The 20,642-nt window shown below is 71.4% G+C and carries 14 protein-coding genes and 1 rRNA gene; 11 read left to right on the forward strand and 4 right to left on the reverse strand.

The features are described from left to right. The first annotated feature begins 490 nt into the window (after positions 1–490). Together ACZ7L7_RS20850 and ACZ7L7_RS20855 are read left to right on the forward strand one after the other, a co-directional pair. Positions 491–3,910, forward strand: coding sequence for a trypsin-like peptidase domain-containing protein (locus ACZ7L7_RS20850; RefSeq protein WP_472076771.1), 3,420 nt, complete (start codon positions 491–493; stop codon positions 3,908–3,910). A 126-nt stretch (positions 3,911–4,036) separates the two neighbouring features. Beyond that, positions 4,037–4,996, forward strand: coding sequence for a bifunctional riboflavin kinase/FAD synthetase (locus ACZ7L7_RS20855; protein WP_285513734.1), 960 nt, complete (start codon positions 4,037–4,039; stop codon positions 4,994–4,996). Between the two features lie 67 nt (positions 4,997–5,063). On the opposite strand, the gene ACZ7L7_RS20860 is transcribed toward ACZ7L7_RS20855, so the two are convergent. Next, entirely contained in the window at positions 5,064–8,816 is a 3,753-nt protein-coding gene (locus tag ACZ7L7_RS20860; protein WP_472076773.1) for an SCO5717 family growth-regulating ATPase, read from the reverse strand. A gap of 398 nt (positions 8,817–9,214) precedes the next feature. After that, positions 9,215–9,508, reverse strand: a complete 294-nt coding sequence (locus ACZ7L7_RS20865) for a DUF397 domain-containing protein (protein WP_285513736.1) — start codon at positions 9,506–9,508, stop codon at positions 9,215–9,217. Between the two features lie 296 nt (positions 9,509–9,804). On the opposite strand from ACZ7L7_RS20865, the gene rpsO reads away from it, so the two are divergent. The 5 genes from rpsO to ACZ7L7_RS20890 all read left to right on the forward strand — a co-directional run bounded on the left by rpsO (position 9,805) and on the right by ACZ7L7_RS20890 (position 15,247). Further along, the gene (gene rpsO / locus ACZ7L7_RS20870) at positions 9,805–10,092 is read left to right on the forward strand and encodes a 30S ribosomal protein S15 (RefSeq protein WP_003997419.1); all 288 of its coding nucleotides are present in this window, start codon (positions 9,805–9,807) and stop codon (positions 10,090–10,092) included. 328 nt (positions 10,093–10,420) lie between these two features. Beyond that, on the forward strand, positions 10,421–12,640 hold the full coding sequence (locus ACZ7L7_RS20875) for a polyribonucleotide nucleotidyltransferase (protein ID WP_472076775.1): 2,220 nt from the start codon (positions 10,421–10,423) through the stop codon (positions 12,638–12,640). Then, positions 12,637–14,016 carry a M16 family metallopeptidase gene (locus tag ACZ7L7_RS20880; RefSeq protein WP_472076777.1) on the forward strand — a complete coding sequence of 460 codons (1,380 nt, stop codon included), beginning with the start codon at positions 12,637–12,639 and terminating at the stop codon, positions 14,014–14,016. Before ACZ7L7_RS20875 ends, ACZ7L7_RS20880 begins: the two co-directional genes overlap by 4 nt. Positions 14,017–14,051: 35 nt before the next feature. Then, positions 14,052–14,804, forward strand: a complete 753-nt coding sequence (gene dapB, locus ACZ7L7_RS20885) for a 4-hydroxy-tetrahydrodipicolinate reductase (protein ID WP_471592958.1) — start codon at positions 14,052–14,054, stop codon at positions 14,802–14,804. Next, positions 14,804–15,247 carry a hypothetical protein gene (locus tag ACZ7L7_RS20890; RefSeq protein ID WP_285513740.1) on the forward strand — a complete coding sequence of 148 codons (444 nt, stop codon included), beginning with the start codon at positions 14,804–14,806 and terminating at the stop codon, positions 15,245–15,247. Before dapB ends, ACZ7L7_RS20890 begins: the two co-directional genes overlap by 1 nt. 85 nt (positions 15,248–15,332) lie before the next feature. Here ACZ7L7_RS20890 and ACZ7L7_RS20895 read toward each other — a convergent pair whose 3' ends face one another. Together ACZ7L7_RS20895 and ACZ7L7_RS20900 are read right to left on the reverse strand one after the other, a co-directional pair. Continuing rightward, positions 15,333–15,893, reverse strand: a complete 561-nt coding sequence (locus ACZ7L7_RS20895) for a PH domain-containing protein (RefSeq protein ID WP_285513741.1) — start codon at positions 15,891–15,893, stop codon at positions 15,333–15,335. Positions 15,894–15,995: 102 nt separating this feature from the next. Beyond that, positions 15,996–16,235 carry a hypothetical protein gene (locus ACZ7L7_RS20900; RefSeq protein WP_285513742.1) on the reverse strand — a complete coding sequence of 80 codons (240 nt, stop codon included), beginning with the start codon at positions 16,233–16,235 and terminating at the stop codon, positions 15,996–15,998. 134 nt (positions 16,236–16,369) lie between these two features. Between ACZ7L7_RS20900 and thyX the strand changes: the two genes are divergently transcribed. From thyX to ACZ7L7_RS20920, 4 genes are all read left to right on the forward strand, one after another. Beyond that, positions 16,370–17,104 carry an FAD-dependent thymidylate synthase gene (thyX, locus tag ACZ7L7_RS20905; RefSeq protein WP_285513743.1) on the forward strand — a complete coding sequence of 245 codons (735 nt, stop codon included), beginning with the start codon at positions 16,370–16,372 and terminating at the stop codon, positions 17,102–17,104. Positions 17,105–17,315: 211 nt separating this feature from the next. Further along, positions 17,316–18,215 carry a 4-hydroxy-tetrahydrodipicolinate synthase gene (gene dapA / locus ACZ7L7_RS20910; RefSeq protein ID WP_285513744.1) on the forward strand — a complete coding sequence of 300 codons (900 nt, stop codon included), beginning with the start codon at positions 17,316–17,318 and terminating at the stop codon, positions 18,213–18,215. A 154-nt stretch (positions 18,216–18,369) separates the two neighbouring features. Continuing rightward, complete coding sequence (locus ACZ7L7_RS20915; protein ID WP_472076779.1) at positions 18,370–20,055, forward strand: ribonuclease J; 1,686 nt, start codon at positions 18,370–18,372, stop codon at positions 20,053–20,055. Positions 20,056–20,550: 495 nt separating this feature from the next. After that, positions 20,551–20,642: ribosomal RNA gene (locus ACZ7L7_RS20920) — 16S ribosomal RNA — on the forward strand; the annotation flags it as partial.

Here is a 20,642-nt window from a genome sequence, read left to right on the forward strand (position 1 = left end):
CCGGGCGGGCTGTGCTTTCTTGGCTGTGCCGATTCGGTCGCCGCTCGGCTGTGCCGGTTCGGGCGGGCTGGCGGGATCTGCTCTGTCCGGCACGGCTGTCCGAGGCCGTCGGTTCGGGCCGGTTGCCTGGATCCGCTAGTTCGGTCGGGCTGCTTGGCTGCGCCGATTCGGCTGGGCTGCCGGGACCCGTTCGTCCGGCGGGGTGCCGGTTCGGGTCGGCCGCCCGGAGCCGCGTGTCCGGGTGGGGCGTCCGGCTTGCCCGTGGAGCGGCGTGCACGGGGTCGTTCGCTGCTCGCCGCTCCACGGTCCCCCCTCGGTTCCCCCACCCCTAGGGTGTATCCATCGACCCCCGTCTGTTCACCCTCGCGGGCAGGCGCTCGGAGTGAACCGAGGGAGCGGAAGGGGGCGCGTTCGCCGAGCGATCTGTCCCGCTGATCTTCCCGCCCCTACCGTCGAAGCAGGAACGGCTGTACGGCGGGGAGGTTCGACCATGGCGGCACGGTTCCCCCGCGAGGCCGACGCATCGCTGGTCCGGATCCACGATCTCGACGGGCGCCTGCGGGGCCTGGGTTTCGTGGCCGACCACCACGGCACGGTGCTCACCGGGCACGAGGTGGTGGCCGGCCTGCCCCGGCTCGTACTGCGCGCGGCCGGGGACCGGGACTGCTCGGTCACCGCCGACGCGGTCACCGCCCTGCCCGCGCTGAACCTCGCCCTGGTCCGCACCGAGGGCCTCGGCGTGGAGCCACTGCCGATCTCGGTCCGGGAGCGGCCCGAACCAGGCCGGTACGTCCGCATCCAGGCGGGCTGCTGGCGCGAGGCACGGGTGCTCGGTACGACTCCGGTGACCTACACCGCGACCGACCGCCGGCACCGGTTCGACGCCCTGGAACTGGCGATCGGCACCGCGGGACAGGACGCCCTGCGCATGGGCGGGGGAGCGGCGGGCGGTCCGGTCCTGGACGCGGAGACGGGCACCGTCGTCGCCGTCCTGGGCACCGCGCTGACCAGCGGCCACCGCGACGAGGGGTTCGCGATCCCGCTCCGCCCGGCCCTCCCCGGCCCGCTGGCCGACCTGCTCGCCGAGAACGCGACGACCGTTCCCTCCTACGGCGCCGACCTGAACCGGGCGGGCGTGCTGGAACTGACGGCGACCACCGTGGGCCAGGACGGCCCGACCGCGCAGGCGGGTCCCGAGCCGGTGGAACGGGCCTACCCGGCAAGGGAGTTCGAGGCGTTCACCGCCGACCCGGACACGGCCGTACTCGCCCTGGTCGGCCCGCCCGGCAGCGGCCGTACGACCGAACTCGCGGCGCTGGCCTCCCGCCGCCACCGCGCCCCCGACCCCGCGCCCACGCTCTGGCTGCGCGGCGCCGACCTGAAGGAGACGGACGCCTCCCTGGCCGACGCGGCGACACGGGCGCTGGCACGGGCGGCCCGCATCATCGCGGCGTCCCGGTCGACGACACCGGAGGCACTCGGCGACCTCACCCCGGTCCATCTCACCGGGCGCTCCCCCCTCTTCCTCCTCCTGGACAGCCCCGAGGAGATGCCGCCCGTCCTCGCCCACCGCCTCTCCGAGTGGACGACCGGGACGGTCGAGTGGCTGCGGGAGACGGGCGCGAAACTGGTCGTGGCCTGCCGCGAGGAGTACTGGGAGGTGGCGGGGGCGCACTTCCCGGAAGGGATGCTGTACGGCGGAACACCGGCCGACAGCGGTGCGGGGCCCGGACCCGCGTCGGGGCCGTTCTCCGCCGGTCTGGAGGCCGAGCCGTCCGGCGAGGCGCCACGGCTCCCGGGCTGCGTCCGGCTCGGCGCGCTGACCACCGCCGAGGCCCGGCTCGCCCACGTCCGCTACGGCATCCCCGGCACCGCGCTCGCCCCGCGCGACGCTCGCCACCCGCTCACCCTGCGCCTCCTGGCCGAGGTCCGCGCCGCGCTCCCCGCCACCGACCTGCCCCTCGTCACCCGGCACGACGTCTTCGCCGCCCACCTGGACCTGATGAGCCTGCGCATCGCCGTCCGCCTCGCCGCCGAGAACGGCCGGCGCGGCACCGCCGTCAAGCGGCTCGCCGCGAAGGTGTCCGGACAGGTCCACGAGGCCGCCCGACGCAGCCTGGGACCCGGCCAGGGCGAACTGGACCGTGAGTCCTTCGAGGCGGTCTTCCCCTGGGGGCCCGCCCCGGCCGGGCTCGGCGGCGGCACCGGCTGGGCCTCCGCCGTCCTCACCGAGGGCCTGCTCGTTCCCGCCGGGCACGGCTACCGCTTCGCCCACGAGGAGTTCGCCGACTGGATCCAGGGCATGCACCTCGACCTCGACGAGGCCCTGCGCGCCCTGGTCCACCGCCGCCGCACCACCGACGCCCACCCCCTGCCGGTACCGCACCACCGGATCGGCCCGGTCGTGGAGGCCCTGCTCCTCCTCGGCCACCAGCACGGCCCGCGCCACCTCGCCCCGCGCCTGGTGGAGTTGGCGCAGGCGCTGGAGGCCGACCCGCACTCCTGGTGGGCCGCCCGGCTCCTCTCCCAGACCCTCCTGAGGGTGCCGGACGCGACGCCGTACACCGATGTCCTGCGCGCCCTCACGGACTGCGTCGTGGCCTGGCGGCACCAACAGCGGCCCGTGCCCGCCGAGTTCGGGCCCGACTTCTGGACCGAGCTGCCACTGCCCGAGCAGACCCGGCTCGACCTGCTGCGCCGCCTCGTCCTCGCGGACACCAGGACGGGCCCCCGGTACCTGGACGCCGCCGCCCGCCTCCTCGCCGCCGACCCCACCGCCGTACAGCCCCACCTCACCCGCTGGTTTTACGACGACCGGCCCCTGCCCGCGACCCCGCACGCCACCGTCGCGCGGGCCGCGCAGGCGCTGCTGCACACGCACCGGCACGGCGCCCTGGACGACCTGACCGAGACGCTCGTCGAGGTGGCGCACCGGCGCGCCGACGAACTGCTCGCCGTCCTCGCCGAGGAGGAGCCGTCCGCGATCTGCCGCGCCGTCGACCGGTGGGCCCACGACGAACGGCCCGACCGCCGGGTCGCGGCCGTGGCCTACGGCCTGCGCGCCGCCCCGCACGTCCGCAGCGCCGCCGACCGCGAACTCCTGCGCTACGCCGCCCTCTCCCTGCTCGCCCGCCCCGCCGACTGCACCCTGCACGGCGGCGCGCTGGCCCTCCTCGTCCACGATCCGCACACCCGCCCCCGCTACCTCCCGCTCGCCCTGCGCCACTTCGCCACCGGCGACCCGCAGTTCCCGCCGAGCGCCCTCGCCGACGCCCTCACCACCCACCCCGACCCCGTCCTCGACGCCTTCCGCGAACGGCTGCGCCGGCCGGACGCGGGCCCCGCGCTGCGCACCCTCGCCGAGGCCACCACACCACCGCTGGCCCGCCGGGTCGCCGCCCTCGTCCAGGAGGCGGTGGAGCTGCGCCCGGAGCGCGCCGGGGAGGTCGCCGCGTACGTCGACCGCCGCCTGGACCAGGGCGGCGACGCCTCCGCCGTACTGTTTCCGCTGGTCACCGCCCTCCTGGCGGACGGCCCCGAGCCGCTGCGGGCCGCCCTCGCGGGTGTCCTGGCGGCCCCCGAAGACGGTCCGCGTCGAGAACTGCTCGAATTCCTCCTGAGCCGTGAATGGGAGCCGGCCGTCCTGGACGCCGTCCTGCACGCGGCGGCCCAGCGGGACGGCGAGGGGCTGCGCGAACTGGTCCACCGCACCGGGCTGCTCCTCGTGCGCACCCCGGACGGCGCCACCCGCTTCGACCGCGGCCTGGTCGATCTCGGCCGCCACGTGCCCGGCTTCGCCGTCCGGGTGGCGGGCTGGCTCACCGACGCGCCGCAGGACTGGGCGGCCGTCGTGGGCCCCAGCACCCGGCGGATGATCGAGAACCTGGCAGGTGTACGCGTCCCCGCCTGACCGGATCGCGTCACGTGCGAACCGTCACAGCGTCCATGCCGATGCGGGCGGCGAGCACGCGGCATGGCACCCTTAGACCTGCGTAGAAGGCAGTGACGGACACGGGTTCGACAAGGAGCGGTCACAGTGCAGCGCTGGCGTGGCTTGGAGGACATCCCCCAGGACTGGGGGCGCAGCGTCGTCACCATCGGTTCCTACGACGGTGTGCACCGCGGGCACCAGCTCATCATCCAGCACACCGTGGACCGCGCCCGCGAACTGGGCCTGCCCGCCGTGGTCGTCACCTTCGACCCGCACCCCAAGGAAGTGCTGCGCCCCGGCACCCACCCGCCGCTGCTCGCCCCGCACCACCGGCGGGCCGAACTCATGGCCGAACTCGGCGTGGACGCGGTCCTGGTCCTGCCGTTCACCACGGAGTTCTCGAATTTGTCCCCGGCGGACTTCATCGTCAAGGTGCTCGTCGACAAGCTGCACGCCAAGGCGGTCGTCGAGGGCCCCAACTTCCGCTTCGGCCACCGCGCCGCGGGCGATGTCGTGTACCTGGCCGAGCTGGGCAAGACCTACGACTTCGAGGTCGAGGTCGTCGACCTGTTCGTCTCCGGCGAGGCGGGCGGCGGCCAGCCCTTCTCCTCCACCCTCACCCGGCGCCTGGTCGCCGAGGGCGATGTCGCGGGCGCGATGGAGATCCTCGGCCGCCCGCACCGCGTCGAGGGCGTGGTCGTACGCGGCGCGCAGCGCGGCCGTGAGCTGGGCGTTCCCACGGCGAACGTCGAGACCCTCCCGCACACCGCGATCCCGGCCGACGGCGTCTACGCCGGCTGGCTGCACGCCCAGGGCGAGCGGATGCCGTCCGCGATCTCGGTCGGCACCAACCCGACCTTCGACGGCACCGAGCGCACGGTCGAGGCGCACGTCATCGACCGCGTCGGGCTCGACCTCTACGGCCTGCACGTCGCCGTCGACTTCCTGGCCTTCGTCCGCGGCCAGGTGAAGTTCGACTCGCTCGACGCGCTGATCGAGCGGATGGGCGAGGACATCAAGATCAGCCGAGAGCTGACGGCGGAGGCGGAGGCCGAGGGCCGCTGAGCCGTTCGTACGACGCCAAAGGGCGGCCGGTGCCTGCGAGGCACCGGCCGCCCTTTGCGTACGGGGGTTACTGCTGGGGCTGCTGCGGGGGGTACGGGTAGGGCGGCTGGCCCTGCGGGGGGTACGGCTGACCGGCGGCGGGCTGGCCCGGCACGGGCGGCTGGTACTGACCCGGCACCTGGCCCTGGCCCGGGCCCTGCGGATACTGCCCGGGGACCGGCTGGCCTGGAACCGGCTGTCCGGGGACCGGCTGACCAGGAATGGGCTGTCCGGGAATGGGCTGGCCGGGGAGCGGCGGGGCCGCGACCGGGGGTGGGTTGCCGTCGTTGGTCCACAGCCCGTGGGACTGCTGGTGGCGTACGAAGTCCTCGGCGACCATCGCCGCGAGGTTGAAGTACGCCTCGCGCACCTTGGGCCGCATCATGTCGAGGTCGACCTCGGCACCGGCGGCGAGGTGCTCGTCGAAGGGCACGACGACGACACCGCGGCAGCGGGTCTCGAAGTGGGCGACGATGTCGTCGACCTTGATCATCTTCCCGGTCTCGCGCACCCCGGAGATGACGGTGATGGAACGCGAGACGAGTTCGGCGTACCCGTGGGCGGAGAGCCAGTCCAGCGTCGTACTGGCGCTGCTCGCGCCGTCCACGGAGGGCGTCGAGATGATGATGAGCTGGTCGGCGAGGTCGAGCACGCCGCGCATGGCGGAGTAGAGCAGACCGGTGCCGGAGTCCGTGAGGATGATCGGGTACTGCTTGCCGAGCACGTCGATGGCGCGCCGGTAGTCCTCGTCGTTGAACGTCGTGGAGACGGCCGGGTCGACGTCGTTGGCGATGATCTCCAGGCCGGAGGACGCCTGCGAGGTGAACCGGCGGATGTCCATGTACGAGTTGAGGTACGGGATCGCCTGGACGAGGTCACGGATGGTGGCCCCGGTCTCGCGCCGCACACGGCGTCCGAGGGTGCCGGCGTCCGGGTTGGCGTCGATGGCCAGGATCTTGTCCTGGCGCTCGGAGGCGAGCGTGGAGCCGAGGGCGGTGGTGGTCGTGGTCTTGCCGACGCCGCCCTTGAGGCTGATGACGGCGATCCGGTAGCAGGACAGCACGGGCGTACGGATCAGCTCCAGCTTCCGCTGCCGCTCGGCCTCCTCCTTCTTCCCACCGATCTTGAACCGGCTGCCCCCGGCAGCGGGCCGCCCGCTCTTCGCCTTCTGCTTCTTGTTGTTGAGCAGCCGGTCGGACGACAGCTCCACGGCGGCGGTGTACCCGAGCGGGGCGGCACCCGGGTTGGTGGGCTGCCGCTGGTCGTGCTGGATGGGCTGCGGCCAGGAGGCCCCGGCCCGCGGGTCGACGGGCTGCTGCGGGGCGGCGGCGCCGGGCTGGGGGTGAGCCTGGGGCAGGACGCCGGGGTGCGGTTGCGGCTGTGCCGGGTTCGGCTGGCCCTGCGGCGGCATTCCAGTCGGCGCGGGCACCTGACCTGGCGCCTGTGGGAAGCCGTAACTGCTGGGCTGGGCGGGGGAGTTGGGGGCGGGCTGCGCGGGCTGCGCGGACTGCGCGGGCGCGCCGGGTTGCGGGAAGCCCTGAGCGCCCTGCGGCGCGGGTGCCGGGGGTTCCGTCGGCTGGGGAGCAGGGGCCTGCCCGGGCTGCGCGCCCTGCTGCGGCGCCGGTGCCGGTACGTGCGCACCGGGCTGGGGGAAGCCATAGCCACCCTGCGGGGCCGGTGCCTGGGCGGGCTGCGGGGCGGGGGTCTGGGCGGGAGGTTGGGTCGGCTGGGGGGCCTGCGGCTGACCGGGCTGCGGGAAGCCGTATGCGCCCTGCGGTGCCGGGGCGGGGCTCTCGGCGGGCTGCTGCGCGGCCGGTGCCGGGGCGCCGTGCTGCGGGAAGCCGTAGCCGCCCTGCGGGGCCGGGGCCTGGGCGGGCTGCGGGGCCGGGGCGGGAGGTTGGGTCGGCTGGGGGGCCTGGGTCTGCGGCTGGGCGCCGGGCGCGGGGAAGCCGTACCCGCCCTGAGGTGCGGGCGCGGGGGACTCGGCCTGCGGTGCGACCGGGGCCTGCGGCTGACCGGGCTGCGGGAAGCCGTATCCCTGGGGCGTGGGGGGCTCGGCCTGCGCGCCTGCCCCTGGCTGAGGGGCCGTTGCCTGAGGCTGTCCGCCCGGCTGAGGGAAGCCGTAGCCGCCCTGGGGCGCCGGAGTCGGGGCGGGGGCGTCGGTGGACTGCGAGGCGGGGGCCTGCTGTTCGGTCGGAGCCGGAGCCGGAGCCGGAGCCGGAGCAGGGGCTGGGGCCTGCGGCTGGGCGTCCGGCTGCGGGAAGCCGTAACCACCCTGCGGGTTCGGCGTCGTCGGCGGGGTCACCGGGGGCTGGGTCCAGGCCGTCGGCGCGGGCTGCGGCTGCTGCTCGGCCGGAGGTGCCGGCTGCGCGGGCCACTGCGGTGCCGCGGTCGGGGCCGCGGGCTGGTACGACGGCGGCAGCGGCGGCACCGCGGCGGGCGGGGTCGGCGGGGGAGTCCAGGCGGGCGGCGCGTCCTGCGGGGCAGCCGGAGCAGCGTCCTGGACCGCGTCATCCTGGGGCGCGGCGTCGGCAGGTACCGCGTCCTGCGGCTCGGAATCGGCGGACCCGGCGTCCTGCGGTACAGCGTCCTGGGGCTCGGCCTCCGCCGGTACGGCGTCAGCAGGCACCGCATCCTGCGGCTCGGCCTGCGCGGCCTCCGCCTCGGCGGGTACGGCGTCCTCCGGCTCGGACTCAGCAGCCTCGGCGCCCTCCGGCTCGACCTCCGAAGGCTCGGCGTCCACGGGCTCAGCGCTCACGGGCTCGGCACCGGCGTCCGCCCCGTCCTTCGCCGCACCGGCGTCCACGGGCTCGGCACCCACGTCCGCCCCGTCCTCCGCCGTACCGGCGTCGGCCGCCTCCGCGTCCACCTGCTCCGCGTCCGTAGCCTCGGCGTCCGAAGCGTCCGAAGCGTCCGAAGCGTCCGCGCCCAAAGCCTCCGCGTCACCCGCCCCGGCGTCAGCCTCCTCGCCCTCCACGGCCTCCGCGCCAGCCTCAGCCGCCCCCTCCAACGGTGCCGCTTCGGCCGTACCGTCGGCCACGGCGTCACGGTCCTCCGGCGCCGCTTCGGCCGTACCGTCGACCACGGCGCCACCGTCCGACGGTGCCGCTTCGGCCGTACCGCCGACCACCGCGCCACCGCCCTCCGGTGCCGCCTCGCCCGTACCGCCGACCACGGCGCCACCGTCCTCCGGCGCTACCTCAGCCGTACCGCCGACCGCCGCGTCACCACCCTCCGGCCCCGCCGCGTCAACAGCCCCGGCATCGCCCGCCCGCTCCTCGATCTCCCTCCTCAGGGCGACCGCCGAGAAGCGCATCGTCGCGCCGCTCTCCAGGTCACCCTTGTCGCCCTCACCGGAGCCGGAGCCCTGGGCAGCGGGCGGCTGAGAAGGCGTCTGCGGTTCGAAGCCGCTGCCCACCGGCAGCCTGGGCACGGCAACAGGCCCCGGAGGCGCCGGCGGAGGCGGCGTGAAGGGCGCCCCCGGCGCCGGCGCGGGTGCCGCGTGCGGAACCGGCGGCGTCAGACCGGGCAGCGGGGGCAGCGCCGTAGGCGCCGTAGGAGGGAGAGAGACCGGACCGGGCGCCGGGGTGGCCGAGGACGTACCGGAAGCGCCCTCGTCCCGCTGAGCCCCGACGGAGTCGCTCGCGTTCTGCGTGTACCAGGCAGGCGGCGCGTAGTCGATGGTGAACTCGCCCGTGACCTCGCTCGATGACTCCGCGTCGGGCTGGTCATCGCCGGGTGTGGCCCAGCCCCCGCGGATCCCGTCCCGATCGCTGCTCACAGTTCCTCCTGGTGTGGTCGAGCACCCCCACGCCGTGCCGGGGCGACCATTGCTCGTCTTCCGAAGTCGTTCGAGGTCGTCCGTTTCCGTCGGCTCTCCCCCTGGCGTCGACGCCCCGTTCCACGGGCCTGGCGTCGAGCACGGACCCAGCCTAATCACCACAGGCATCGGCCCGGCAGGCCCGTCCACCTCGGATCAACAGCCCACCGCGTCACAGCCTGCCCCGAAGTGACGTACACAGCCGCCCTATTGGTGAACAAACCGGGCGGCACCCGTGAACAATCCGGAACGAAAGCGAAGCAAGCGTTCAAGAGCACCGTGAAGCGCCCACCGCGAACCACCCGTCGCGGCAAGCGCGTTGACGGCGGCCGTGCCCACACCGCACGACCGCCGCTCCTTCACTCCGCCTCCACGCCCCCATTGCCCGGCGTCGGCTCCAGGTCGAACTCCCCGTCCCGCGCACCCAGCACGAACGCCCGCCACTCCGCCTCGGTGTAGCGCAGCACCGTGTCCGGGTCGAGGGACGACCGCATCGCCACCGCTCCTCCGGGCAGCCGCGCGATCTCGACCCGCTCCTCGTGCTCCTCCGTGCCCGGCGCGCTCTCCCACTCCACGCCCGAGATGTCGAGGGCGTACAGTTCGTCGCGCTCGCGCGCCTTGCGCGCCTTGATCTCCTCTTCCGTCTCCGCCATGTCCAGCGACCCCTTCCAGACGTCCGACGTACGGGCCATCCCGACGTACGAATGATCGGCGCGCTCACCCTAGTGGCCCACACCGCGTGAACAGGGCGGTTCCGGAACCGGTGCGAGGGCGCCCACCTCCGGCTGGTACCCTGAGTGACGGCCGTTTGTGTACGCACCCCCGGAGCCCCGCGAGGAAAGCTCTGGAGGCCGCGCTCAGCGGATCCCCGCCTTCCGAGTCATGGAAGCTCCCCCGAGAAGCAGACCGGGGGCACTCGGTGGCCCATCACAGAGTATGAGGAGTACGCGTGTCGCTCGACGCCGCTACGAAGAAGCAGATCATCGCCGAGTTCGGTACCAAGGAGGGTGACACCGGCTCCCCCGAGGTCCAGGTCGCTCTGCTGTCCCGTCGGATCTCCGACCTGACCGAGCACCTCAAGACCCACAAGCACGACCACCACTCCCGCCGTGGTCTGCTGATCCTGGTCGGTCAGCGCCGCCGGCTGCTGCAGTACCTGGCCAAGAAGGACATCCAGCGCTTCCGTGCGCTGGTCGACCGCCTCGGCATCCGCCGCGGTGCGGCCGGCGCCAAGTAAGACGCCACGAAGGGAGCGGTTCCCGTTCACAGGGGGCCGCTCCCTTTGCTGTACGTGCGGAGTGTCACAGACGCTTTGTAGTGTGGTAGCACAACGCAATACGTACGACACAGCGTGACAGGACCTGCCCGTCCGGGTATGGCGACATCACGACTACGAACGAGGAGAAGCGCACCTACGCCGCCGCCGGTCCTCGGTAGTGGCCCCCGGGGGGAAGCGAGCCCCGGGTGCTTCGATCGAAGACCGGCCCGCACCGCACGGCGCGCTTCTCCGCAAACGTCCCCCTGCCACACGGGCTGCGCGGGACGAAGACGAGGAGAAAACGCTAGTGGAGAACGAGACCCACTACGCCGAGGCCGTCATCGACAATGGCGCCTTCGGCACCCGTACCATCCGCTTCGAGACGGGCCGCCTGGCCAAGCAGGCCGCCGGCTCCGCCGTGGCGTACCTGGACGACGACACCATGGTGCTGTCGGCCACCACCGCATCCAAGAACCCCAAGGACCAGCTCGACTTCTTCCCCCTCACGGTGGACGTCGAGGAGCGGATGTACGCCGCCGGCAAGATCCCGGGTTCCTTCTTCCGCCGCGAGGGCCGGCCCTCCGAGGACGCGATCCTCACCTGCCGCCTCATCGACCGCCCGCTGCGCCCGTCCTTCAAGAAGGGCCTGCGCAACGAGATCCAGGTCGTCGCCACGATCATGGCCCTCAACCCCGACCACCTGTACGACGTCGTGGCGATCAACGCCGCCTCCGCGTCCACGCAGCTGGCCGGTCTGCCCTTCTCCGGCCCGATCGGCGGCGTCCGCGTCGCGCTGATCCGCGGCCAGTGGGTGGCGTTCCCGACGCACACCGAACTTGAGGACGCCGTCTTCGACATGGTCGTCGCGGGCCGCACCCTGGAGGACGGCGACGTCGCGATCATGATGGTCGAGGCCGAGGCCACCGAGAAGACCATCCAGCTGGTCAAGGGCGGCGCCGAGGCGCCGACCGAGGAGGTCGTCGCCGCCGGTCTGGACGCCGCGAAGCCCTTCATCAAGGTGCTCTGCAAGGCCCAGGCCGACCTCGCCGCGAAGGCCGCCAAGCCGACCGCCGAGTTCCCGATCTTCCTCGACTACCAGGACGACGTCCTGGAGGCGCTCACCGCCGCCGTCAAGCCGGAGCTGGCCGCCGCGCTGACCATCGCGGGCAAGCAGGAGCGCGAGGCCGAGCTGGACCGCGTCAAGGCGCTCGCCGCCGAGAAGCTCCTGCCGGAGTTCGAGGGCCGCGAGAAGGAGATCTCCGCCGCGTACCGCTCGCTGACCAAGTCCCTGGTCCGTGAGCGCGTCATCAAGGAGAAGAAGCGCATCGACGGCCGCGGTGTCACCGACATCCGCACCCTGGCCGCCGAGGTCGAGGCCATCCCGCGCGTGCACGGCTCGGCGCTGTTCGAGCGTGGCGAGACCCAGATCCTGGGCGTCACCACCCTGAACATGCTCCGTATGGAGCAGCAGCTGGACACCCTCTCCCCGGTGACCCGCAAGCGCTACATGCACAACTACAACTTCCCGCCGTACTCCACCGGCGAGACCGGCCGCGTCGGCTCCCCGAAGCGCCGCGAGATCGGCCACGGCGCCCTCGCCGAGCGCGCCCTGATCCCGGTCCTGCCGTTGCGCGAGGAGTTCCCCTACGCGATCCGCCAGGTCTCCGAGGCCCTCGGCTCCAACGGCTCGACGTCGATGGGTTCGGTCTGCGCCTCCACCATGTCGCTGCTGAACGCCGGTGTGCCGCTGAAGGCCCCGGTCGCCGGTATCGCCATGGGTCTGATCTCCCAGGAGATCGAGGGCGAGACGCACTACGTCACCCTCACCGACATCCTCGGTGCGGAGGACGCCTTCGGCGACATGGACTTCAAGGTCGCCGGCACCAAGGAGTTCGTGACCGCCCTCCAGCTCGACACCAAGCTGGACGGCATCCCGGCCTCCGTCCTGGCCGCGGCCCTCAAGCAGGCCCGCGACGCCCGCCTCCACATCCTCGACGTGATGATGGAAGCGATCGACACGCCGGACGAGATGTCCCCGAACGCCCCGCGGATCATCACCGTGAAGATCCCCGTGGACAAGATCGGTGAGGTCATCGGCCCCAAGGGCAAGATGATCAACCAGATCCAGGAGGACACCGGCGCCGAGATCACCATCGAGGACGACGGCACCATCTACATCGGCGCCGCCGACGGCCCGTCCGCCGAGGCCGCCCGTACGACCATCAACGGCATCGCCAACCCGACGATGCCCGAGGTCGGCGAGCGCTACCTGGGCACGGTCGTGAAGACGACGACGTTCGGCGCCTTCGTCTCCCTGCTGCCGGGCAAGGACGGTCTGCTGCACATCTCGCAGATCCGCAAGCTGGCCGGCGGCAAGCGCGTGGAGAACGTCGAGGACGTCCTCGGTGTGGGCCAGAAGGTCCAGGTCGAGATCGCCGAGATCGACTCCCGCGGCAAGCTCTCCCTGGTCCCCGTGATCGAGGGCGAGGAAGCTGACGCCGACAAGAAGGACGACGCCGACAAGTGACGTCGAGTAGCTCCAAGGCGACGGCCCGCACCTCTTCGGAGGCGCGGGCCGTCGCCCGTACCCAAACCCTGATCAAGGGCACCAACGGGATCGGCACGGTCCGCAAGACCACCCTCCCCGGCGGCCTGCGCATCGTCACCGAGACCCTGCCCTCGGTCCGCTCGGCGACCTTCGGCATATGGGCCCACGTCGGCTCCCGTGACGAGACGCCGTCCCTGAACGGCGCCACCCACTACCTGGAGCACCTGCTCTTCAAGGGCACCGCCCGGCGCAGCGCGCTCGACATCTCCGCCGCGATCGACGCCGTCGGCGGCGAGATGAACGCCTTCACGGCCAAGGAGTACACGTGCTACTACGCACGCGTGCTCGACACCGACCTGCCGCTCGCCATCGACGTGGTCTGCGACATGCTGACCGGCTCCCTGATCCTGGAGGAGGACGTCAACGTCGAGCGCGGCGCCATCCTCGAAGAGATCGCGATGACCGAGGACGACCCCGGCGACTGCGTGCACGACCTGTTCGCGCACACGATGTTCGGCGACAACCCCCTCGGCCGCCCCGTCCTCGGCACGGTCGACACGGTCAACGCCCTGACCGCCGACCGCATCCGCCGCTTCTACAAGAAGCACTACGACCCGACCCACCTGGTCGTGGCCGCCGCGGGCAACATCGACCACAACAAGGTCGTACGGCAGGTCCGCGCCGCCTTCGAGAAGGCCGGCGCCCTCAAGAACCCCGACGCCACGCCCATCGCCCCGCGCGACGGGCAGCGCAGGCTGCGCACCGCCGGACGCGTGGAGCTGATCGGCCGCAAGACCGAACAGGCCCATGTCGTCCTCGGCATGCCGGGCCTCGCCCGCACCGACGAGCGCCGCTGGGCCCTCGGCGTGCTCAACACCGCCCTCGGCGGCGGCATGTCCTCCCGCCTGTTCCAGGAGGTCCGCGAGAAGCGCGGCCTGGCCTACAGCGTGTACTCCTACACCTCCGGCTTCGCCGACTGCGGCCTGTTCGGCGTCTACGCCGGCTGCCGCCCCTCGCAGGTCCACGACGTGCTCAAGATCTGCCGCGACGAACTCGACCACGTCGCCGAGCACGGCCTGTCCGACGAGGAGATCGGCCGCGCCGTCGGCCAGCTCCAGGGCTCCACGGTCCTGGGCCTGGAGGACACCGGCGCGCTGATGAACCGTATCGGCAAGAGCGAACTGTGCTGGGGCGAGCAGATGTCCGTCGACGACATGCTGGCCCGGATAGCCTCGGTGACGCCGGACGACGTCCGCTCGGTGGCCCGCGACATCCTCGGGCACCGGCCCTCGCTGTCGGTCATCGGCCCGCTGAAGGACAAGCAGGCGTCCCGTCTGCACGAAGCGGTCGCGTAAGCCTCTCCCGAGCCCTCCCGAAGGAAACGAAGAAGATGAGCAAGCTGCGTGTGGCGGTCCTCGGTGCCAAGGGCCGCATCGGCTCCGAGGCGGTACGGGCCGTGGAGGCCGCCGAGGACATGGAGCTGGTCGCCGCCCTGAGCCGGGGCGACAAGCTGCAGACCCTGGCCGAGACCGGCGCCCAGGTCGTCGTCGAACTGACCACGCCCGACTCGGTGATGGCCAACCTTGAGTACTGCGTGGGCCACGGCATCCACGCGGTCGTCGGTACGACGGGCTGGACCGACGAGCGCCTCGCGCAGCTGAAGGGGTGGCTCGCCGACTCCCCGCAGACCGGTGTGCTCATCGCGCCGAACTTCTCCATCGGGGCCGTGCTCAACATGAAGTTCGCGCAGATCGCGGCGCCCTACTTCGAGTCGGTCGAGGTCGTCGAACTGCACCACCCGAAGAAGGTCGACGCCCCCTCCGGCACCGCCACCCGCACCGCCCAGCTCATCGCCGAGGCCCGGCGTGCGGCGGGCACGGCCCCGGCGCCGGACGCCACCGAGACGGCCCTGGACGGGGCGCGCGGCGCGGACGTGGACGGCGTCCCCGTCCACTCGGTGCGCCTGCGCGGTCTGCTGGCACACCAGGAGGTCCTGCTGGGCGGCGAGGGCGAGACGCTCACCATCCGCCACGACTCCCTGCACCACAGCAGCTTCATGCCGGGCATCCTGCTCGGCGCCCGCCGCGTGGTGACCACCCCGGGGCTGACCTTCGGCCTGGAACACTTCCTGGACCTGGGCTGATGCGCGCGAAGCTGTCCTACGCCCTCACGGCCGCCGTCCTGGTCGTCTACTTCGTCCTGGTCGGCAGCCGCGGCGTCATGCTCATCAGGACCGGCGAACCGATCGCCGTCGCGTTCGGTGTCTCGGTGCTGATCCTGCCGGTGATCGGCGTGTGGTTCCTGTGGAAGAACACCGAGTTCGTCCGCAAGGCCAACGCCCTCGCCGCGGAACTCGACGCCGAGGGCGGCCTGCCCGTCGACGAGCTGAAGCGCACCCCGAGCGGCCGGATCGACCGCGACTCCGCCGACGAGGTCTTCGCCCTCCGCAAGGCCGAGACGGAGCAGGCGCCGGAGGACTGGCGCAGCTGGTTCCGGCTCGCCGTCGCCTACCACGACGCCCGCGACACCCCGCGGGCCCGCAAGGCGATGCAGCGGGCGATCAGCCTGCGCGAGGCGGCCCGCTGAGCCGTCCATGGCATGGCTGAGCCGTCCACGGCATACGAGAGGGCCCGGTCCGCGTCGGCGGACCGGGCCCTCTCGCATCCGCCTCTCAGCCCTGCCCGCGCCCGTTCTCCGCACCCCACGCCTCGACGGTGTCCGCGGCCCGGTCGAACGCCTCCGGACGGCCCAGGAAGTCCGCGTTGTGCGTGGTCAGCAGCGGCGGCAGCTCGTCCGAGGACCGGTCGGCGCGCACCAGGATCAGCGCCTCGCCCTGCACGGTGCGCGGCAGACCGAGCCAGCGCACCGGCTGCTGCACCGTACGCACCGCCACGACCTGCCCCCAGGGCGCCGTCCGCGTGACGAAGAAGCCCACATGGCGCAGCCCTTGGGCGCTCACCCACACGCCCATGCGCAGCAGCCGCAACGCGACGGCGATCACGACGAGCGCGATACCGAAGACCGTGCCGCCCTGGCCGAGGGTGCCGGTCAGCGCGATGATGACCGTCGCGAAGAGCACATAGGAGGCGAGCAGCAGCAGAAGCGCCGCCGCGCCCACACGCCACGGACCGGGACGGTAGGGGCGCCGCCAGCGGTCACGGTCGTCGAAGGGCAGCGCGACGTCGTCGGTTGCCTCGAAGGCGCGGTCGGCCGTCAGGAAGGGCAGGGGCACGGCTGGTCCTCACTCGATCCAGGCTGGGGCTGTGCCCGGTGAGGCTATCGAGCAGGGTGCGCACTCACCACCCTCGGGGGTCCGGAAGAGTCAACGACGGGCTCAACGCCCTTCCGAGGCCTGCGAATGCTGCGTCTGCTGCGGGGTCTGGTCCTGGGAGAGCGCGGGCATCCCGAATACGAGCGACCCCACCAGCGCCGCCACCATGGTCACCCCCAGCAGACACCGCCCGGCTATCTCTCCGGCGGTCGCCCGCTCACGCGGTGGGGGAGTGACATTGCTGCGGAACCGGTCCGCTTCGGCAAGGAAGGCAAACGGGACGGGTTCGCGCCGACCGAACATCAGGGGCACTTCTCCCTTCGGGTACGGAACGGATGTTTGTCATCCATAGAGACGAACGAACCGCCGCAAAGGTGCCGTGTCCCGCGTGGGTAAAGTGACGACGCAGACGACCAGACGGGAAGGCCCCTCACACCGTGACCCCCGACGAAGACTTCAAGATCGAGTTCCGCGGCGATGTCAGCGTGGAGCTGGTGAAACACAGCGCCGCCGACTCCGACGTGCTGTTCGCGGCCCGCGTGTCCACCATCGGGGAGCAGTCCCTGGACGAACTCCAGAAGGACCCCGAGCGCTCCAAGGGACTCATCAACTACCTGATGCGGGACCGGCACGGCAGCCCGTTCGAGCACAACTCGATGACCTTCTTCATCAGCGCCCCCATCTTCGTCTTCCGCGAGTTCATGCGGCACCGCGTCGGCTGGTCGTACAACGAGGAATCGGGCCGCTACCGGGAGCTCCAGCCGGTCTTCTACGTCCCCGGCGCCGATCGCAAGCTGGTCCAGGAGGGCCGCCCCGGCAAGTACCGCTTCGTCGAGGGCACCCCCGAACAGCACAAGCTGGTCAGTGAGTCGATGGAGGAGTCGTACCGCCAGGCGTACCGCACCTACCAGGAGATGCTCGCCGCCGGCGTCGCCCGCGAGGTCGCCCGCGCGGTCCTGCCCGTGGGCCTGTTCTCCACGATGTACGCCACCTGCAACGCCCGTTCGCTGATGCACTTCCTCGGTCTGCGCACCCAGCACGAGCTGGCGAAGGTGCCCTCCTTCCCGCAGCGGGAGATCGAGATGGTCGGCGAGAAGATGGAGGCGGAGTGGGCCAAGCTCATGCCGCTCACCTACGCGGCCTTCAATGCGAACGGACGTGTGGCGCCGTAACGCACCCGCGTTCCCCGGCTGGGCACAGATGTGCGCATCAGCCTCACGAAGTGTCCGTATTGCGGCATTTAGAGAAGTTCATCTAGCCTGATCAAACGGACCCGGCACTGCTTGAACCCCCGAGCAGGCAGTGCCGGGCTCCATCTTTGTCCTGACTTTTCCAGAACCCCTAGGGCAGACCACGGCTTGAGCAGCGAGTAGCGTGTAACCCATGGCTCCGACCTCCACTCCGCAGACCCCCTTCGGGAGGGTCCTCACCGCTATGGTCACGCCCTTCACGGCGGACGGCGCACTCGACCTCGACGGCGCGCAGCGGCTCGCCACGCACCTGGTGGACGCAGGCAACGACGGCCTGATCATCAACGGCACCACCGGCGAGTCCCCCACCACCAGCGACGCGGAGAAATCGGATCTCGTACGAGCGGTACTGGAGGCAGTCGGCGACCGCGCCCACGTCGTCGCCGGCGTCGGCACCAACGACACCCACCACAGCCTCCAGCTCGCCCGCCAGGCCGAGCAGGACGGCGCCCACGGCCTCCTCGTCGTCACGCCGTACTACAACAAGCCCCCGCAGGAGGGCCTGTACCAGCACTTCAAGGCCATCGCCGACGCCACCGGGCTGCCGGTCATGCTCTACGACATCCCCGGCCGCAGCGGCGTCCCGATCAACACCGAGACCCTCGTCCGGCTCGCCGAGCACCCCCGGATCGTCGCCAACAAGGACGCCAAGGGCGACCTCGGCCGCGCCAGCTGGGCCATCGCCCGCTCCGGCCTCGCCTGGTACTCCGGCGACGACATGCTGAACCTGCCCCTGCTCTCCGTGGGCGCGGTCGGCTTCGTCTCCGTCGTCGGCCACGTCGTCACCCCCGAGCTGCGCGCCCTGGTCGACGCGTACACCAGCGGTGACGTCCAGAAGGCGACCGAGATCCACCAGAAGCTGCTCCCCGTCTACACCGGCATGTTCCGCACCCAGGGCGTCATGACCACCAAGGCCGCTCTGACCCTCCAGGGACTGCCCGCGGGACCGCTGCGCGCCCCGATGGTCGAGTGCTCACCCGAAGAGATCGAGCAGCTCAAGATCGATCTTGCCGCGGGCGGGGTACAGCTCTGACAACAGACTTCGCGCGGTCGGCCGCGCACCGACTCCACAACTGAATAAGCAGGCCACCGGTGCCTGCGCCCAACAACGACAACTGCTTCTGCACGAACGTCACGCGCGCCACGTGCCCTACCGGTACGTGGCGCGTGTGGTTGAGGAGAGTCTTTTGAGTCATCCGCATCCCGAACTCGGCCCGCCCCCGTCCCTCCCCGAAGGCGGCCTGCGGGTCACCCCGCTCGGCGGCCTCGGTGAAATCGGCCGGAACATGACGGTCTTCGAGTACGGCGGCCGCCTGCTGATCGTCGACTGCGGAGTGCTCTTCCCCGAGGAGGAGCAGCCCGGAATCGACCTGATCCTGCCGGACTTCTCGTCCATCCGGGACCGCCTCGACGACATCGAGGGCATCGTCCTCACACACGGTCACGAGGACCACATCGGCGGCGTCCCCTTCCTGCTCCGCGAGAAGCCCGACATCCCGCTGATCGGCTCCAAGCTGACCCTCGCCCTGATCGAGGCCAAGCTCCAGGAGCACCGCATCCGCCCGTACACCCTCGAGGTGGCGGAGGGGAACCGCGAGCGCATCGGTCCGTTCGACTGCGAGTTCATCGCGGTCAACCACTCCATCCCGGACGCCCTTGCCGTCGCCATCCGCACTCCCGCGGGCATGGCGGTGCACACCGGCGACTTCAAGATGGACCAGCTCCCGCTGGACAGCAGGCTCACCGACCTGCACGCGTTCGCACGCCTGAGCGAGGAGGGCATCGACCTCCTGCTCAGCGACTCCACGAACGCCGAGGTCCCCGGCTTCACCCCGCACGAGCGGGACATCTCCAACGTCCTGCGGCAGGTCTTCGCCGGCGCCCGCAAGCGGATCATCGTGGCCAGCTTCGCCAGCCACGTCCACCGCATCCAGCAGATCCTGGACGCCGCCCACGAGTACGGACGCCGGGTCGCCTTCGTAGGCCGCTCGATGGTCCGCAACATGGGCATCGCCCGCGACCTCGGCTATCTGAAGGTCCCCCCGGGCCTGGTCGTCGACGTCAAGACCCTCGACGACCTCCCGGACCACGAGGTCGTACTGGTCTGTACGGGCTCCCAGGGCGAACCCATGGCGGCCCTGTCCCGCATGGCCAACCGGGACCACCAGATCCGCATCGTCGAGGGCGACACGGTGATCCTGGCGTCCTCCCTGATCCCCGGTAACGAGAACGCGGTCTACCGCGTGATCAACGGCCTGACCCGATGGGGCGCCAACGTCGTCCACAAGGGCAACGCCAAGGTCCACGTCTCGGGCCACGCCTCCGCGGGCGAGCTGCTGTACTTCTACAACATCTGCCGCCCGAAGAACCTGATGCCGGTCCACGGCGAATGGCGCCATCTGCGCGCCAACGCCGAGCTCGGCGCCCTCACCGGCGTCCCGCACGACCGCATCGTCATCGCAGAGGACGGCGTCGCCGTCGACCTCATCGAGGGCAAGGCCAAGATCTCCGGCAAGGTCCAGGCGGGCTACGTCTACGTCGACGGCCTCTCCGTTGGTGATGTCGGCGAGCCGGCGCTGAAGGACCGGAAGATCCTCGGCGACGAGGGCATCATCTCGGTCTTCGTGGTCATGGACTCCTCCACGGGCAAGATCACCGGCGGCCCGCACATCCAGGCCCGCGGCTCCGGCATCGAGGACTCCGCCTTCGCGGACGTCATCCCGAAGATCACGGAGACCCTGGAGCGGTCCGCCCAGGACGGAGTAGTGGAGCCCCACCAGCTCCAGCAGCTCGTCCGGCGCACCCTCGGCAAGTGGGTCTCCGACACCTACCGCCGCAGGCCGATGATCCTGCCTGTGGTGGTGGAGGTCTGACGGACCGTCGGCACCCGACCGCGTGAAACCGGAGCGGGGCTCCTCGATTTGCATCGGGGCGCCCCGCTCCAGTACGTTTACGGCTCCACCTCAACGGGAACCCGGCCGCTTCATGCGCCGGATCGAGTCCCAGGGGGTGGGAAATCCGGCTCAGAACTTCTGATAAAGTCGGGTCCGCCGGAAAGGGAAACGCGAAAGCGGGAACCTGGAAAGCACCGAGGAAATCGGATCGGAAAGATCTGATAGAGTCGGAAACGCAAGACCGAAGGGAAGCGCCCGGAGGAAAGCCCGAGAGGGTGAGTACAAAGGAAGCGTCCGTTCCTTGAGAACTCAACAGCGTGCCAAAAGTCAACGCCAGATATGTTGATACCCCGTCTCCAGTATCTGCTGGGGCGAGGTTCCTTTGAAACAAACACAGCGAGGACGCTGTGTGCGAGAGGACTATTCCTCCTCTCGCACCGCTCTCGTGGTGTTCATCCCGATTACGGGAAAACATTCACGGAGAGTTTGATCCTGGCTCAGGACGAACGCTGGCGGCGTGCTTAACACATGCAAGTCGAACGATGAACCGGCTTCGGCCGGGGATT

It is taken from the genome of Streptomyces sp. NPDC110618 (assembly GCF_055657065.1).